This window comes from Brevundimonas sp. (genome assembly GCF_965279155.1).
Taxonomy (GTDB): Bacteria; Pseudomonadota; Alphaproteobacteria; order Caulobacterales; family Caulobacteraceae; genus Brevundimonas.
Window position 1 is genome coordinate 2,338,073 of sequence record NZ_OZ257138.1, and the last position, 13,173, is coordinate 2,351,245.

The following is a 13,173-nucleotide window of genomic DNA, read 5'->3' on the forward strand; positions in this document are numbered from 1 at the left end:
CGTTCGTGGCGGACGTAAGCGCATTATGTCGCAGGCGGCAACTGGTCTCAGGCGGTTGCGATGCTCAGGACACGGAGCTTGCGTCGTCGAAGCGCCGCGGATGCGACCGTCAGGCCGCGATAAAGCAGGGCCAGCACCAGGGCCGTCACGGCCCACGACAGCAGCACGTCCGACAGGAAATGGCCGCCGAAGACGATGCGGTTGGCCGACAGGCTGACGGCGTAGGCCAGGGCCAGTCCGCCCGCGACGGGCCGCCAGCGCCGCGGCGCCAGCACCAGGGCCGCCGCCACCATCCAGGCCGCGCCCGCCCCCTCGCCCGAGATGAAGGAGCAGTTGGACTGGCACGCCGTGCTGGGCAGCCAGGCGGCCGTGAAGGCGTCGTCGCCGCCGAACAGCCGCACGTCGATCGGGCGCGCCCGACCCCAGATTTCCTTGAACAGGCTGTTGACCACCAGTCCCGGCCCCAGGGCCAGACCCGAGATCACGAATAGCGCTCGACGCCCGGCCAGATCGGCCTTTCGCCGCCGCAACAACCGCCAGACCCACCGCCCGACCGCCGCCAGCAGCATCAGCGACATCACCAGGGTCGAGCTCTTGCGCAGGGCGCGCAGCATCGGATCGTGGGACAGATAAAAGCCCTCCTGCGTCCGGTGGAACAGGCCGCTGACCGCCAGATCCACGCCGGGGAACAGCAAAAAGGCGGCGCTCAATCCCACGATGGCGGCGGCGGCGAGGATGGCCGTCTCCTCGCTGGACAGCCGTATCCGCCATCGAAAGGCGGCGGGCTTTTGCAGGGTGGGCGGGACGGCGTCGGCGGTGAAGTCGGTCATGATCGTCCCCCCGGATCGTCGCCCGGCTTCCATGCCCTCAAGGCGTGTCGCCGTCGTGTCGGTCCTGCGACGACGGCGTGATGTGCGACCTGACTTGGCGGGGCCGCACGGGCGGGCTACGACGCCGCATGCCTGAACTTCCCGAGGTCGAAACCGTCCGACGCGGCCTGACGCCGGTGCTGGAGGGCGCGCGGCTGTCGCGAGTCAGGATCAACCGGCCCGACCTGCGCTTTCCCTTCCCCGAGCGGTTCGTCGAACGGCTGGAGGGGGCGACGGTCCAGCGTATCGACCGCCGGGCCAAATATCTGCTCATGCCGCTATCGACCGGCGAGACCTGGATCACCCACCTGGGTATGACCGGCCGTTTCACCCTGGACGGAACTCTGCTGGGCGAGTTCGAGGAGGCGGCGCCCATCGCCGGCAAGCACGAGCATTTCAGCGGCTGCGCCATCCGCGACGGCGCGGCGACCCGCATCGGCTACGCCGACGCCCGCAGGTTCGGCTTCATGGGCCTGATCCCGACCGACCAGGTCGAGACCCATCCCTGGTTCGCCGGACTGGGCCCCGAACCCCTGGGCAACGGCTTTTCCGGCGCCCATCTGGTCGAAGCCTTCGCGGGCAAGAAGCAGAACATCAAGGTCAGTCTGCTGGACCAGCGGATCGTCGCCGGCCTGGGCAACATCTATGTGTGCGAGGCCCTGTACCGCGCCCGCATCTCGCCCCTGGTCGCGGCCGGATCGGTATCGAAGGCGCGGCTGGAGCGACTGGCGACCGAGGTCCGCAACGTGCTGAACGACGCCATCGCGGCGGGCGGCTCTACCTTACGCGACTTCGCCAACGCCGAGGGCGGCCAGGGCTATTTCCAGCATCGGTTCGACGTCTATGGCCGCGAGGGCGAGTCGTGTCGGGGCGACAAATGCACAGGCGTCGTCGCCCGCATCGTCCAGGGCGGCCGCTCCACCTTCTACTGCCCCTCCTGCCAGAAAGCCTGACGCCATGAGCGACCGCATCTGCCTGTTGCGCGGCGTCAATGTCGGCGGGGTCAAGGTCCCGATGGCCGAGCTGAAAACCATCGCCGCCGAGGCCGGTTTCGCTGACCCGCGCACCCTCTTGGCCAGCGGCAATCTGGTGGTTGAAAGCGACGCCGAACCGGCCGAGGTCGAGGCGCGGCTGGAGCAAGGCATCGCCGCCCATTTCGGCCGCCCCATCGACGTGATCGTGCGCACGCCCGAGCAATGGGCCGCGCTGATGGCCGCCAATCCGTTCGCAAACGAGGCCGGGATCGACGGCTCCAAACTGCTGGTCATGGTGATGAAGGCGGGGATCAAGGACGGGGCGGTCGAGGCCTTGCGCGGTTTCGCGGCGGGGGACGAGCGGGTCGAACCGGCTGGCGGCGGCCTTTTCTTCTGGCATCCCGACGGCCTGGGTCGATCGAAGATGGCGGAAAAGGCCCAGCCGCGCCTGATCGGCGTCGGCACCGGTCGCAACTGGAACACGGTACAGAAGCTGGCCGTCATGGTCGGGCTGGAGGACTGAAGCGATGCGCAAGATTCATCTCTGGATCAGTCTGGTGGTCGGCGTCCTGGTCTGGGGCGCCTATTTCCTTCACTTCGTTCAGGGGCTGCGCGCTGGCGACCTGGGCGGTCTGGTCTGGTGGTTCGTCGCCGCCCTGATCGTCGCCGCCGTCGCGGAGGCCGCCGCCACCGGCCTGATCGCCCGCCTGTTCCGCCGCCGCGCCCGCGTGTTGGATGAGGGGCCAACGCTTCAAGCGGCGTTGAAGGCGGGGCATGTCGCCCTGATGCTGCTGGTCGGCCTGGTCCTGCTCTCGGCCCTGGTTCTGGCCCTGTCGTCCGTGTTCGGCTGGACGCTGGACCTGTCGGGCGCGCGGGGTCAGGTGATCGCCGCCAATCTGCTGCTGGGCATGGTGGTCGTCGCCGAGTTGGTCCGCGCGGCCCTGACCCTGGCGCTGATGCCGCGCCGCTAGATCGTCTGGCTCTGCGCCTGTATGACCGCCTTCAGAGGAGACCGACCATGGCCGACGCCTATTCCAACCTGCTGATCGAACGTCACGCCGACGGCTATGCGGTGGTGACCTTGAACCGGCCCGAGGCGCTGAACGCCCTGAACTCGGCCCTGTTCAAGGACCTCGCCGACTTCCTCGACAGCGTCGAGCACGACGAAAGCGTCCGTTGCCTCATCCTGACGGGCTCGGGCGAAAAGGCCTTCGCCGCCGGCGCCGACATCAAGGAGATGGCGGACCAGACCTACGCCCAGATGTACACGGGCAATTATTTCGCCCTCGGCCACGACCGCATCACCCGGTTCAGGAAGCCGATCATCGCCGCCGTCAACGGCTTCGCCCTGGGCGGCGGTTGCGAACTGGCCATGCTTTGCGACTTCATCGTCGCCAGCGAGAAGGCGAAGTTCGGCCAGCCCGAGATCAACCTCGGCGTCGCCCCGGGCATCGGCGGCTCCCAGCGCCTGACCCGCCTCGTCGGCAAGTCCAAGGCCATGGACATGGTCCTGACGGCCCGCATGATGGACGCCACCGAGGCGGAACGCGCAGGCCTCGCCTCGCGCGTCTTCCCGGACGACACCCTGATGGACGAGACGCGCAAGATCGCCGCCAGGATCGCCTCGCAAAGCCCGCTGGCGGTCATGGCCAACAAGGAGATGGTCAACGCCGCCCTGGAGACCACCCTGACGCAAGGCGTCCAGTTCGAACGCCGCCTGTTCCACTCCCTGTTCGCCTTCGAAGATCAGAAGGAAGGCATGTCCGCCTTCGTCGAAAAGCGCAAACCGGACTTCAAGGGGCGATAAGCCGCAACGCGCCGTCAACCGATCGCCGTGATCGGGCGTTAGGGGCGAATGATGATCCGTCTCTTTGTTTCGCTTGTCGCGACCCTGTTCGTTTTCGTCCCTGCGGCCCAGGCCCAGGCCCAGGCCCAGGCCCAGGCCCAGGTTCAAGCCCAAATTCAGAGTCGGCTGCCGGTACAGGCGCCGGCCTTCAGCTCCAGCCGCATTATCGTCGAGACGCGCGGGACGGGGCCGGACATCCTCTTCATCCCCGGCCTGGGCTCGACAGGGTCGGCCTGGCGCTCGACGGCGGATCGGCTGGACGACCGCTACCGGGTGCATCTGGTGACCGTGCGCGGCTTCGGCGAAACCGACATCGGCGACAATGTCAGCGGCGGCCTGGCCGGTCCGGCCGCCAGCGAGATCGAGCGCTATATCCGCGAACAGCGGATCGACCGCCCCGCCGTGATCGGCCATTCGCTGGGCGGTCAGATCGCCTTGCGCGTCGCCGCCGACATGGGCGACCGGATCGGGCGGGTGATGGTGGTCGATTCCTCGCCCTTCTTCCCGTCTCTGGTGGACGCCCGCGCGACCTCGGCCCAGGTCGAGCCCCTGGCGCGGCTGGGCTATCAGGCCCTGTTGCTGTTCGGCGACCAGGCGTTGAAGTCCCAGGTCGCGGCGTTCGGCGTGGACATGGGTCTGGCCGGCGACATGGTGTTCCAGGGGCTGGGGCTTCAGGGCGGCGACCGGCGTGTTCTGGCTCAGGGCCTGTACGAAGCCCTGACCGTGGATCTGCGCCCGCGCTTGTCCCAGATCACTGCGCCTGTGACGGTGGTCTATGGCTGGACGCGCGACACCGAGGCCCCCCGCAATCGGCTGGAGGGCCTCTATCGCTACGGCTTCGAGGGCCTGCCCCGCACCGCCCGGTTCGAGCGGATCGAAGGCGCCCAGCATCAGGTGATGATCGAACAGCCGCAGCGGTTCCTGGCGGCGGTGCAGCGGTTCCTCACCCAATAAATGTCGTCACCCTTGTCTGTTGACGACCTCGACAATCAGACGAGGTCGTCAACAGACAAGGGTGACGGGTGTTGAAGTTCAGTCCGTCAGCGCGTCGATCACAACGCCCTCGGTCAGCAGTTGCGGCAGGATTTCCGGCTCGGCCTGACCCGGTCGATACAGCAGATACAGCGGCACCCCCGAACGGCCGTGCGCCTGCAGTTCGCGCGTGATGGCGTCGTCGCGGCGGGTCCAGTCGCCGACCAGATAGGCGGCTTTCGCCTGCGTCATGGCCTTGGCGACGCGGGGCGACGACAAAGCCGCCCGCTCGTTGATCTTGCAGGTCACGCACCAGTCGGCGGTCAGGTTGACCAGCACCGGCCGTCCCGCCGCCGTCGCCTGCGCCACCGCCTCAACCGACCAGGGCTGGGCGGCGAGGGGGCCGCTCTCGCCCTGGGGCGCGGCGTCTGCATCCCGCGCGGCGCCGGCCGCGACGCCGGCCAACCCGATGGCCATGACACCGGCGATGGTCGCGCAGATGGTCGCCAGCACGGGTCGCTCGTCACGTTGGCGGGCGGCCTGGGCCAAGCCCAGCAGCCAGGCGGCGAAGGCCAGCAGCAGCGCCGCTGCCAGCAACAGGCCCAGCGCATCGACCCCGCCCTGTCGCGTGAACACCCACAGCAGCCACAGCGCCGCCCCGTACATGGGGAAGGCCAGCAGACCCTTCAGCCGCTCCATCCACACGCCCGGCCGGGGCAGGCGCGACAACAGGCCGGGCGACAGGCTGATCGCCAGATAGGGCAGGGCCAGGCCCAGCCCCAGCATCAGGAAGACGGCCAGCGCCATCGGCCAGGGCAGGACCAGCGCCGCGCCCAGGGCCGCCGCCATGAAGGGCGCGGTGCAGGGCGCGGCTACGACCACGGCCAGCACCCCGGTGAAGAAGGCGCCCGCCGCGCCGGGCAGGCGCGACAGCGGCCCCGACCCGGCGTTCTGCATCCCCGCCCCGACATGGAAAACGCCCGACAGGTTCAGCCCGACCAGCAGCATGACCAGGGCCAGGGCTGCGACCACGCCCGGCGACTGAAGCTGGAACCCCCAGCCGATGGCCTGACCCGCCGCTCTCAGCGCCAGCAACGCGCCCGCCAGCACCAGGAAGCTGACCAGCACCCCGGCGGTGAAGGCCAGGCCGTCGCGTCGCGCCCGCGCCGGATCGTGCGCCGCCGCCGACAGCGACGCCGCCTTCATCGCCAGGACGGGGAAGACGCAGGGCATCAGGTTCAGCACCAGCCCGCCCAGCAAAGCCAGACCCAGGGCCTGAAGGAAGACCAGCACGCCTGTCTTGGCCGGCGTCGATGTCGCCTCGTCCAGCGGCGCCAATGCGCCCTGTCCCTGCGCGCCCGCCAGCGGCGGACCGGGCTGGGCCGTGATTTCCCATGCGCCCTTGTCGGTCGCCAGGACGCCGCTCAGGGGCGAAGACGCCGCCTCTCGGCCGGGCGTCAGCGTTACGCTCACGCCGTTGGAGCCTCGGGTCGCCGGTTGGGCCGCGGCGTGGTCGATCCGTCCGCCGTCGAACGGGTAGAAATAGACCTGGCCGATGTCGGCGCCCGACTGATTACTGGACAGGAGCCCGCCGGTCGCGGTCAGGACCAGCTTGCCGGCTTCAACCGTGACGCGCGCCTCGATGCCGGCCGGACGCGGCGCGGTCTCGACCAGCCGCTCGATCTCGGCGCCCCAGGGCTTCGCCAGCGGTGCGGCTCCCTCGCGCACCGGCAGGGCCAGCGACAAGGTCAGCGGCTCGGGCACGCACATCTGGTCGCTGCACACCAGGAACAGCACGTCCGTCGTCAGGGTCAGCACCTCGCCCGGCCGGGCTGATGCCGGCACATGGATCGGCACGGGCAGCATCACCTCGCCCGAATAGCCGTAGTTCATCAGGCTCATCAGCCGCTGGCGGCTGGGCAGGGGCCACAGGATGGGATCGGCCGTCACACCGTCGGGCAGGGTCCAGACCAGGCTGGTCGCCCCGCCGCTGTCGCCCGGATTACGCCAATAGGTGTGCCAGCCCGGTGCGATCTTCTGGCGCACGGCCACCACCGTGGTCGATCCCGGCGCGACCCACTGCGACATCGGGACCAGTTCGGCCTCGATCCGCTCGGTCCGTTGCGGGCCGAAGGCGACGAGGCCGGAAGGCTGGCTCTGGACCGGCTGGGCCTGAACCGTCGAGAGCGACAGCAGGCACAGCAACAGACCGGCGAGAAAGGCGAGGGGACGCAAAGGGCGATTTCCGACGTTGGGGGCGGCCGCAACCTAGTCCCTCGGTCGCCCCCGCGCCATCACCTCATCGCCGCAGATCAGCCGTCGCAGATCAACGCGGCGAGGTCTCGATGAACACCTCGGCGCGGCGGCGCAGCAGTTCGTCCGCGCCTGAGGCGTTGACGGCGCCCGCATCGCCGGCGGCGTTCACTTCGAAGGCCGGCGCCGGCATGCCGGCCTGGGTCAGGGCTTCGGCGACCGCGCGCGCGCGCCGCTGAGACAGGCTTAGATTGGCCTCGACCGTGCCCGTCGCATCCGCCAGGCCCAGCACCCGCACGTGCTTGACGTTGCATTCCTTGGCCTTTTCGGCGGCGGTGCGCAGCAGCAGCGAGGCCGCGTCGGTCAGCTTGGCCTGGTTCTCGACGAAATAGACGTCGAACCGGCCCGAAACGCAGGGCGATTCCCCGACCACCAGCGCCGTCCGCTTCGGCGTCGGCGCGCACGCCGCCAGCAGTCCCATCGCCAGCATCGCCAGCCCCGTCGATCGCTTCATCACAGCCCTCCTCCGGCTTGGCCGGCCCATTACGCAAAAGAGGCGGCCCGTCCTTCGACAAGCCGCCCCTTCAACCTAGCGCCGGTCGCTGAGTTGCGCGACCGGCAAGTTCTTAGCGATCAATAACGACGCTGACCGTTGTCCCAGTAGCACTCGTCCTGGCGGTTGTCGTAGCAGTAGTAGTAGCGACCTTGGCTGTCGCGATAACGCTGCTGGTTGTTGCGGTCCGAGTTCGAACCGCGGATCGCGCCGACGGTGCCGCCCAGGGCGCCGCCGATCAGGGCGCCGGTCGCAGCGTTGCCGCCGCCGACGTTGTTGCCGATGATGGCGCCGGCGACGGCGCCGAGGCCTGCGCCGATGGCGCCCTGGCGAACGGTCTGGTTCGGGCCGCTGTTGGAATACGGGTCGCTGGCGCAGGCCGAAGCCAGCAGGCCGGCGCCGGCAATCGCGATAATCGCCTTGTTCATGGTGAAATCCTTTGTCCCTGGGTGTCTGCCCCTGGGTCCGCAAACGTATCGGTGCAGCTTGGGTTCCGTGTCGCAGACATAGAATATGGTCACGCTTGCGCGGAACGGCTGCGGCTGCGGGGCGTTCGGCCGCCATGACAGACACCACGATCTCACCGCCCGAGGCCGCTGCCGGGCCCGCCCTGACGCCTCACGCGGCGTTGAAGCATGTCGTGATGCTGGTCAATCCGCTGTCCGGCAGCGTGGGACCGCGCGCGGCGGGCGAGGCCGAGGCGATCCTGGCCGGCTATGATCTGAAGGCCGAGGTCATGACGTTCGAGGGCGGGAACTTCGATCAGATCATCGCCGACGCCTTCGCCGCCAAGCCGGACGTCATCTTCGTCCTGGCCGGGGACGGCACGGCGCGCTCGGTGGCGTCCAAGGCCCAGCCCGACGGTCCGATGATCGCGCCCTTGCCAGGCGGGACGATGAACATGCTGCCCAAGGCGCTGTATGGCACGGCCGACTGGAAACTGGCCCTGAAGCGCGCGCTGGAGGAGGGCGAGCCTCAGGCCGTGTCGGGTGGCGAGGTTCAGGGCGAATATTTCTATTGTGCGGCCATTCTGGGCTCTCCCGCCCTGTGGGCACCGGCGCGCGAGGCGATGCGGACCGGCAAGATCAAGCTGGCCTGGCAATACGGACGCCGCGCCCTGAAGCGCGCCTTCTCGGGCCGGCTGCGGTTCACGCTGGACGGCGGCGAAAAGCGGCGCACCGAGGCGCTTGTGCTGATCAGCCCGATGATCTCCAAGGCGATGGAAGATCCCATCGGACTGGAGGCGGCCGCCATGGACCCCAGCGACACGACCCAGGCCTTCCGTTTGGCCGCCAACGCCCTGTTCAGCGACTGGCGTCAAGATCCGGCCGTCTCGACCCGGCCGGCCAAGCTGATCGAGGTGCGCGCACGCTCCAAGATTCCGGCCGTGATCGACGGCGAGCCGCTGCTGCTCAAGCCCGAGGCCGTGATCCGCTTCGTGCCCAAGGCCTTCAAGGCCCTGGCGCCCCGGCCGCCGTCGGCCGAGGACAGCATCTAGTGGGTCGTATTCTCCAGTTTTCCGACGTTCACTTCGGTTGCGAACACAAACACGCCTGCGCCGCCGCCCTGGACTACGCCCACGCCACGCCCAACGATCTGGTGCTGATCACCGGCGACATCACCCAGAAAGGGTTCCCCGACGAGTTCACGGCCGCCGGCGAATGGATGCGGGCCATGCCCGAGCCGCGCTTCGTCATCGTCGGCAATCATGACGTGCCCTATTGGGACGCCGTCGCGCGGGTGCTTCATCCGTGGCGCGCCTTCGAGACGGCGACGGGCTTTCCCGCCCACGACGGTCAGTTCCTGGGCAACGACGTCATGGTGCGCGGCGTGGTCACTGCGCGCGGCTGGCAGGCCCGGCCCAACTGGTCCAAGGGCGTCATCGACCTGGATCAGACGCGGCGCGCGGCCGAGGCCCTGCGTCAGGCGCCGATCGGCGCGCTTCGGATCCTGGCCTGCCACCATCCGCTGATCGAAATGGTCGGCACGCCGATGACCGGGGACGTCAAGCGCGGCGACGAGGCGGCCCTGATCTTCGCCGAGGCGGGGGTCGATCTGATCATGACGGGCCATGTCCATGTGCCGTTCGCCATGCCGATCCCGCTGGCCGACCGCTGCTCCTATGCGGTCGGGTGCGGAACCCTGTCGCACCGCGAGCGGGGCGCGCCGCCAGGCTTCAACCAGATCGACTGGGACGCCAAGACCATCACGGTCACGGCCCTGGCCTGGGACGGCGTCAGCTATCGCTCCCACCAGATCTGGCGACTGCCCCGTCGTCAGGATACCCGCAAGGCCGCCACCGCGCCCAGCCCTGTCGAACCGGGCGCGCTGGAGAAGGCGGCGGTCTGAACCTGTCTCCTCCCGCTTTGCGGGGAGGTGGCGCGGCGCGTCTTCGCGACGTGACGGAGGGGTTCTCACCGCATCACCAGCGCCTGTGGGACTTCAAGAGCCCCTCCACCACGCTTCGCACGGTCCCCCTCCCCACGATGTGGGGAGGAGACAGTTTTGGATCACCGGAACGGCGGCTCGTCGAAGGCGCGAAGCTTGCGCGAGTGCAGGCGCGGGCCTTCCTTGCGCATCAGATCCACCGCCTGGATGCCGATCTGAAGGTGTTCCGAGATCGAGCCTTCGTAGAAACGGTTGGCTTGGCCCGGCAGCTTGATCTCGCCGTGCAACGGCTTGTCCGACACGCAAAGCAGCGTGCCGTAGGGGACGCGGAACCGATACCCTTGCGCGGCGATGGTGGCGCTTTCCATGTCGATGGCGACGGCGCGGCTCTGGTTGAAGCGCAGCGCCGACTTGGAATAGCGCAGCTCCCAGTTCCGGTCGTCGGTCGTGACCACGGTGCCGGTGCGCAGGCGCAGCTTGACCTCGTCGCCCGGCATGCCGCTGACGGACTTGGTCGCGTCGTAAAGCGCGCGCTGGACCTCGGCGATCGACGGGATCGGGATGTCGGGCGGCAGGACCGCGTCCAGCACATGATCGTCGCGCAGATAGGCGTGGGCCAGCACATAGTCGCCGATGGTCTGGCTGGCGCGCAGGCCGCCGCAGTGACCGATCATCAGCCAGACATGCGGGCGGGTGACGGCGAGGTGATCGGTGATCGTCTTGGCGTTGGACGGGCCGACGCCGATGTTGACCAGGGTCACGCCCTTATGACCCGGCGCGGTCAGGTGATAGGCCGGCATCTGGTGCTTCTTCCAGGCCGTGTCGCTGATCGCCGCCTCGGGGTTGGGGGTGTCGCGCGTGATGACCACGCCGCCGGCGCAGGACAGGGTCTGGTATGGCGAGCCGGGCGTCTGAAGCTGTTCGATGGCCCAGCGCACGAACTCATCGACATAGCGATTGTAGTTGGTGAACAGGACATAGGACTGAACGTCGTCCACCGGCGTCCCGGTGTAGTGTTTCAGCCGCGCCAGCGAGAAGTCTGTCCGCAGGCCGTCGAAGTGCGACAGGGGGAAGTCGCCGCCCATCTCGAACAGGCCATCGGCGATCTCGTCGCCGATATGGGCCAGGTCCGTGGTCGGGAACCAGCGCGCCAGGGCCGCCGTCATCGACCGGTCCAGCGCGACCTCCAGCCCGTCCGTCACATAGGGGAAGGGGATTTCCTGGCGCGACAGCCCGACCTCGAAGGTCGCGGCGTATTCCTGTTCCAGCAAGCCCAGCTGTTCGGTCAGATAGGGGCGGAACAGGTCCGGCCGCGTGATGGTGGTGGCGTAGCTGCCCTGTTTCGACAGCCGGGCATAGGCGCGCGGCTCCAGGTCCTGGGGGCGATCCCCGTCCCAGCGGATGCGAAGTTCGGGATAGGCGAACACCCCGTCGGCGCGTTTCAGCGGATCGGGCCGCTCGCCGGTGTTGACGAAATCCCGCACGGCGTCGCGCAGGTTGGTCACGGATTGGGTGTAGAGGGTTTCGAGGCGGTCCAGCGCCGCCTGTGCTGTCATCTGTTCTGTCATGACTTCCTCTAGCGAAGCTTCTTGGCTTTGGCGAGGCGCCTGGCGTTCAAGCTTGATTTCGCTGCCCCGACTTCGCTGCCCCGACTTCGCTGCCCCGACTTCGCTGCATTGCAGCAATTTGTGACAGGGCTGCGGTTGCGGATCGGGGCGTGACGGCGCATCTGGCCCGAATGTCTTCTTCCCTCGCGTCAGCGCCCGCCAAGAAGGATCTCGGCTTCGTCGAGTTCGTCTGTCTCATCGCCCTGATGATGGCGCTGAACGCCCTGGCGATCGATTCGATGTTGCCGGCCCTGCCGCACATCGGCGCCGATCTAAACGTTCTGGCCGACAACGACCGCCAGTGGGTGGTCACGTCTTATCTGCTCGGTTTCGGCGGCGCCCAGCTGTTCTACGGCCCGCTGGCGGATCGGTTCGGGCGCAAACCTGTCCTGCTGTTCGGCGTCGGCGTCTATGTGATGTTCAGCCTGCTGGCGACCCTGGCGCCCACCTTCGACACTTTGATCCTGGCCCGCATCGGCCAGGGCCTGGGCAGCGCCTGCACCCGCGTGCTGGCGGTTTCCATCGTGCGCGACCGTTACGAGGGCCGCACCATGGCGCGGGTCATGTCCTTCAGCTTCCTGGTCTTCCTGGGCGTGCCGATCCTGGCGCCGTCCATCGGCCAGATGATCATGCTGGTCGGGCCGTGGCGCTGGATCTTCGCCGGCCTGGGTCTGATCGGCGTCGGCCTGATCGTCTGGGCCAGCTTGCGCCTGCCCGAAACCCTGAAGCCCGAGGATCGCCTGCCCATTCAGGTGAAGCGTCTGACCGCGGCCTACAAGACCGCCCTGACCGACCGCACCGCCATCGGCTACACCTTCGCCATGACGGCGATAACAGGGGCGCTGTTCGGCTTCATCAACTCGGCGCAGCAGATTTTCGCCGATGTCTTCCATGCCGAGGCGGCCTTTCCGGCCATCTTCGCCCTGATCGCGGGCGGCATCGCCGTGGCCTCCATCGTCAATGCGCGGCTGGTGGTGAAACTGGGCTCGCGCAAGATCTCGCACACGGCCCTGATCGGCTTCACCGCCATCTCGGCCGTCCACGCCGGCGTGGCGATCAGCGGGCATGAATCGATCTGGACCTTTGCGGTGCTGCAAACCCTGACCATGTTCTGCTTCGGCCTGATCGCCGGCAACTTCGGCGCGATGGCCATGGAGACGATGGGCAAGATCGCCGGCACCGCCGCCTCGATCCAGGGCTTCATCTCCACCATCGTCGGCTCGCTGCTGGGCTTTGCGGTGGGCCAGCAGTTCAACGGCACGACCATCCCCATGTCGGTGGGTTTCACCGTCTTTGGTTTGATCGCCCTGGGCTGGGTGCTGTTCGCCGAGCGCGGCCGGCTGTTCCGCGCCCATCACATGCCGCCTGCAGCACAAGCCTAAAGCAATCGGGCTTGAGTTGGTGCGGGCCTTGAAGGCCTTCATCACAACGGGCACGACGAGGGTCACGGAGAACACGACGGGACCGAGTGCGCGTCGGCTTTTCAGCTCCATGTCCAGACCGTCGATCGATCTGCGGCTTCGCCGCCGCAGGCCATCATGCCTTTGCCGAACCGGCACGGCTCCATCGTGTTCGTTGTGACCCTCGCCGTGCCCGTTGTGACGAACCCTTCTCTAAATGGCGCTGACGCGTCGACCGGTCCAATTGCGCTGCCGAATGCGCTGGACCGAGACTTGATCTTTTCGGCGTTTCCGCGCGTTCTCCGGCCAAT

The 13,173-nt window shown here is 68.1% G+C and carries 13 protein-coding genes; 8 read left to right on the forward strand and 5 right to left on the reverse strand.

Annotation, left to right across the window (positions count from 1 at the left end; all coding sequences use genetic code 11):
• Nucleotides 1-47: 47 nt before the first annotated feature.
• Nucleotides 48-830 (reverse strand): phosphatase PAP2 family protein, encoded by a 783-nt coding sequence (locus ACQY72_RS11140; RefSeq protein WP_428153602.1) that lies wholly within the window; start codon nt 828-830, stop codon nt 48-50.
• 128 nt (nt 831-958) lie between these two features.
• Between ACQY72_RS11140 and mutM the strand changes: the two genes are divergently transcribed.
• From mutM to ACQY72_RS11165, 5 genes are read left to right on the forward strand one after another with little or no spacing between them, the layout of a single operon-like run.
• Complete coding sequence (gene mutM / locus ACQY72_RS11145) at nt 959-1,822, forward strand: bifunctional DNA-formamidopyrimidine glycosylase/DNA-(apurinic or apyrimidinic site) lyase (protein ID WP_428153603.1); 864 nt, start codon at nt 959-961, stop codon at nt 1,820-1,822.
• A gap of 4 nt (nt 1,823-1,826) precedes the next feature.
• Nucleotides 1,827-2,366: a DUF1697 domain-containing protein gene (locus ACQY72_RS11150; RefSeq protein WP_428153604.1), complete on the forward strand. Its 540-nt coding sequence runs from the start codon at nt 1,827-1,829 to the stop codon at nt 2,364-2,366.
• 4 nt (nt 2,367-2,370) lie between these two features.
• Nucleotides 2,371-2,814 (forward strand): hypothetical protein, encoded by a 444-nt coding sequence (locus ACQY72_RS11155; protein ID WP_428153605.1) that lies wholly within the window; start codon nt 2,371-2,373, stop codon nt 2,812-2,814.
• 47 nt (nt 2,815-2,861) lie between these two features.
• A complete protein-coding gene (locus ACQY72_RS11160) occupies nt 2,862-3,650 on the forward strand; it encodes an enoyl-CoA hydratase-related protein (protein WP_428153607.1) in 789 nt (262 codons plus the stop codon).
• A 51-nt stretch (nt 3,651-3,701) separates the two neighbouring features.
• Entirely contained in the window at nt 3,702-4,643 is a 942-nt protein-coding gene (locus ACQY72_RS11165) for an alpha/beta fold hydrolase (protein ID WP_428153609.1), read from the forward strand.
• Between the two features lie 78 nt (nt 4,644-4,721).
• On the opposite strand, the gene ACQY72_RS11170 is transcribed toward ACQY72_RS11165, so the two are convergent.
• The 3 genes from ACQY72_RS11170 to ACQY72_RS11180 all read right to left on the reverse strand — a co-directional run bounded on the left by ACQY72_RS11170 (nt 4,722) and on the right by ACQY72_RS11180 (nt 7,895).
• Nucleotides 4,722-6,896: a protein-disulfide reductase DsbD family protein gene (locus ACQY72_RS11170; protein WP_428153610.1), complete on the reverse strand. Its 2,175-nt coding sequence runs from the start codon at nt 6,894-6,896 to the stop codon at nt 4,722-4,724.
• A 91-nt stretch (nt 6,897-6,987) separates the two neighbouring features.
• Nucleotides 6,988-7,428, reverse strand: coding sequence for an OmpA family protein (locus ACQY72_RS11175; protein ID WP_428153612.1), 441 nt, complete (start codon nt 7,426-7,428; stop codon nt 6,988-6,990).
• Between the two features lie 119 nt (nt 7,429-7,547).
• On the reverse strand, nt 7,548-7,895 hold the full coding sequence (locus ACQY72_RS11180; protein ID WP_428153613.1) for a YMGG-like glycine zipper-containing protein: 348 nt from the start codon (nt 7,893-7,895) through the stop codon (nt 7,548-7,550).
• Nucleotides 7,896-8,029: 134 nt separating this feature from the next.
• Here ACQY72_RS11180 and ACQY72_RS11185 point away from each other — a divergent pair, with 134 nt between their 5' ends.
• Together ACQY72_RS11185 and ACQY72_RS11190 are read left to right on the forward strand one after the other, a co-directional pair.
• A complete protein-coding gene (locus ACQY72_RS11185; protein ID WP_428153615.1) occupies nt 8,030-8,965 on the forward strand; it encodes a diacylglycerol/lipid kinase family protein in 936 nt (311 codons plus the stop codon).
• On the forward strand, nt 8,965-9,816 hold the full coding sequence (locus ACQY72_RS11190; protein WP_428153616.1) for a metallophosphoesterase family protein: 852 nt from the start codon (nt 8,965-8,967) through the stop codon (nt 9,814-9,816). The genes ACQY72_RS11185 and ACQY72_RS11190 overlap by 1 nt, the downstream gene beginning before the upstream one ends.
• A 161-nt stretch (nt 9,817-9,977) precedes the next feature.
• Here the strand turns inward: ACQY72_RS11190 and ACQY72_RS11195 are convergent, their stop codons facing one another.
• Nucleotides 9,978-11,423 (reverse strand): AMP nucleosidase, encoded by a 1,446-nt coding sequence (locus tag ACQY72_RS11195; RefSeq protein WP_428153618.1) that lies wholly within the window; start codon nt 11,421-11,423, stop codon nt 9,978-9,980.
• 170 nt (nt 11,424-11,593) lie between these two features.
• Here ACQY72_RS11195 and ACQY72_RS11200 point away from each other — a divergent pair, with 170 nt between their 5' ends.
• Entirely contained in the window at nt 11,594-12,844 is a 1,251-nt protein-coding gene (locus ACQY72_RS11200) for a multidrug effflux MFS transporter (protein WP_428153619.1), read from the forward strand.
• The last annotated feature ends 329 nt before the right edge of the window (nt 12,845-13,173 follow it).

Bases quoted from the DNA above. Each gene is read 5' to 3' on its own strand.
- ACQY72_RS11140 (WP_428153602.1), bottom strand. From the start codon at position 830: ATGACCGACTTCACCGCCGACGCCGTCCCGCCCACCCTGCAAAAGCCC.
- mutM (WP_428153603.1), top strand. From the start codon at position 959: ATGCCTGAACTTCCCGAGGTCGAAACCGTCCGACGCGGCCTGACGCCG.
- ACQY72_RS11150 (WP_428153604.1), top strand. From the start codon at position 1,827: ATGAGCGACCGCATCTGCCTGTTGCGCGGCGTCAATGTCGGCGGGGTC.
- ACQY72_RS11155 (WP_428153605.1), top strand. From the start codon at position 2,371: ATGCGCAAGATTCATCTCTGGATCAGTCTGGTGGTCGGCGTCCTGGTC.
- ACQY72_RS11160 (WP_428153607.1), top strand. From the start codon at position 2,862: ATGGCCGACGCCTATTCCAACCTGCTGATCGAACGTCACGCCGACGGC.
- ACQY72_RS11165 (WP_428153609.1), top strand. From the start codon at position 3,702: ATGATCCGTCTCTTTGTTTCGCTTGTCGCGACCCTGTTCGTTTTCGTC.
- ACQY72_RS11175 (WP_428153612.1), bottom strand. From the start codon at position 7,428: ATGAAGCGATCGACGGGGCTGGCGATGCTGGCGATGGGACTGCTGGCG.
- ACQY72_RS11180 (WP_428153613.1), bottom strand. From the start codon at position 7,895: ATGAACAAGGCGATTATCGCGATTGCCGGCGCCGGCCTGCTGGCTTCG.
- ACQY72_RS11185 (WP_428153615.1), top strand. From the start codon at position 8,030: ATGACAGACACCACGATCTCACCGCCCGAGGCCGCTGCCGGGCCCGCC.
- ACQY72_RS11195 (WP_428153618.1), bottom strand. From the start codon at position 11,423: ATGACAGAACAGATGACAGCACAGGCGGCGCTGGACCGCCTCGAAACC.
- ACQY72_RS11200 (WP_428153619.1), top strand. From the start codon at position 11,594: ATGTCTTCTTCCCTCGCGTCAGCGCCCGCCAAGAAGGATCTCGGCTTC.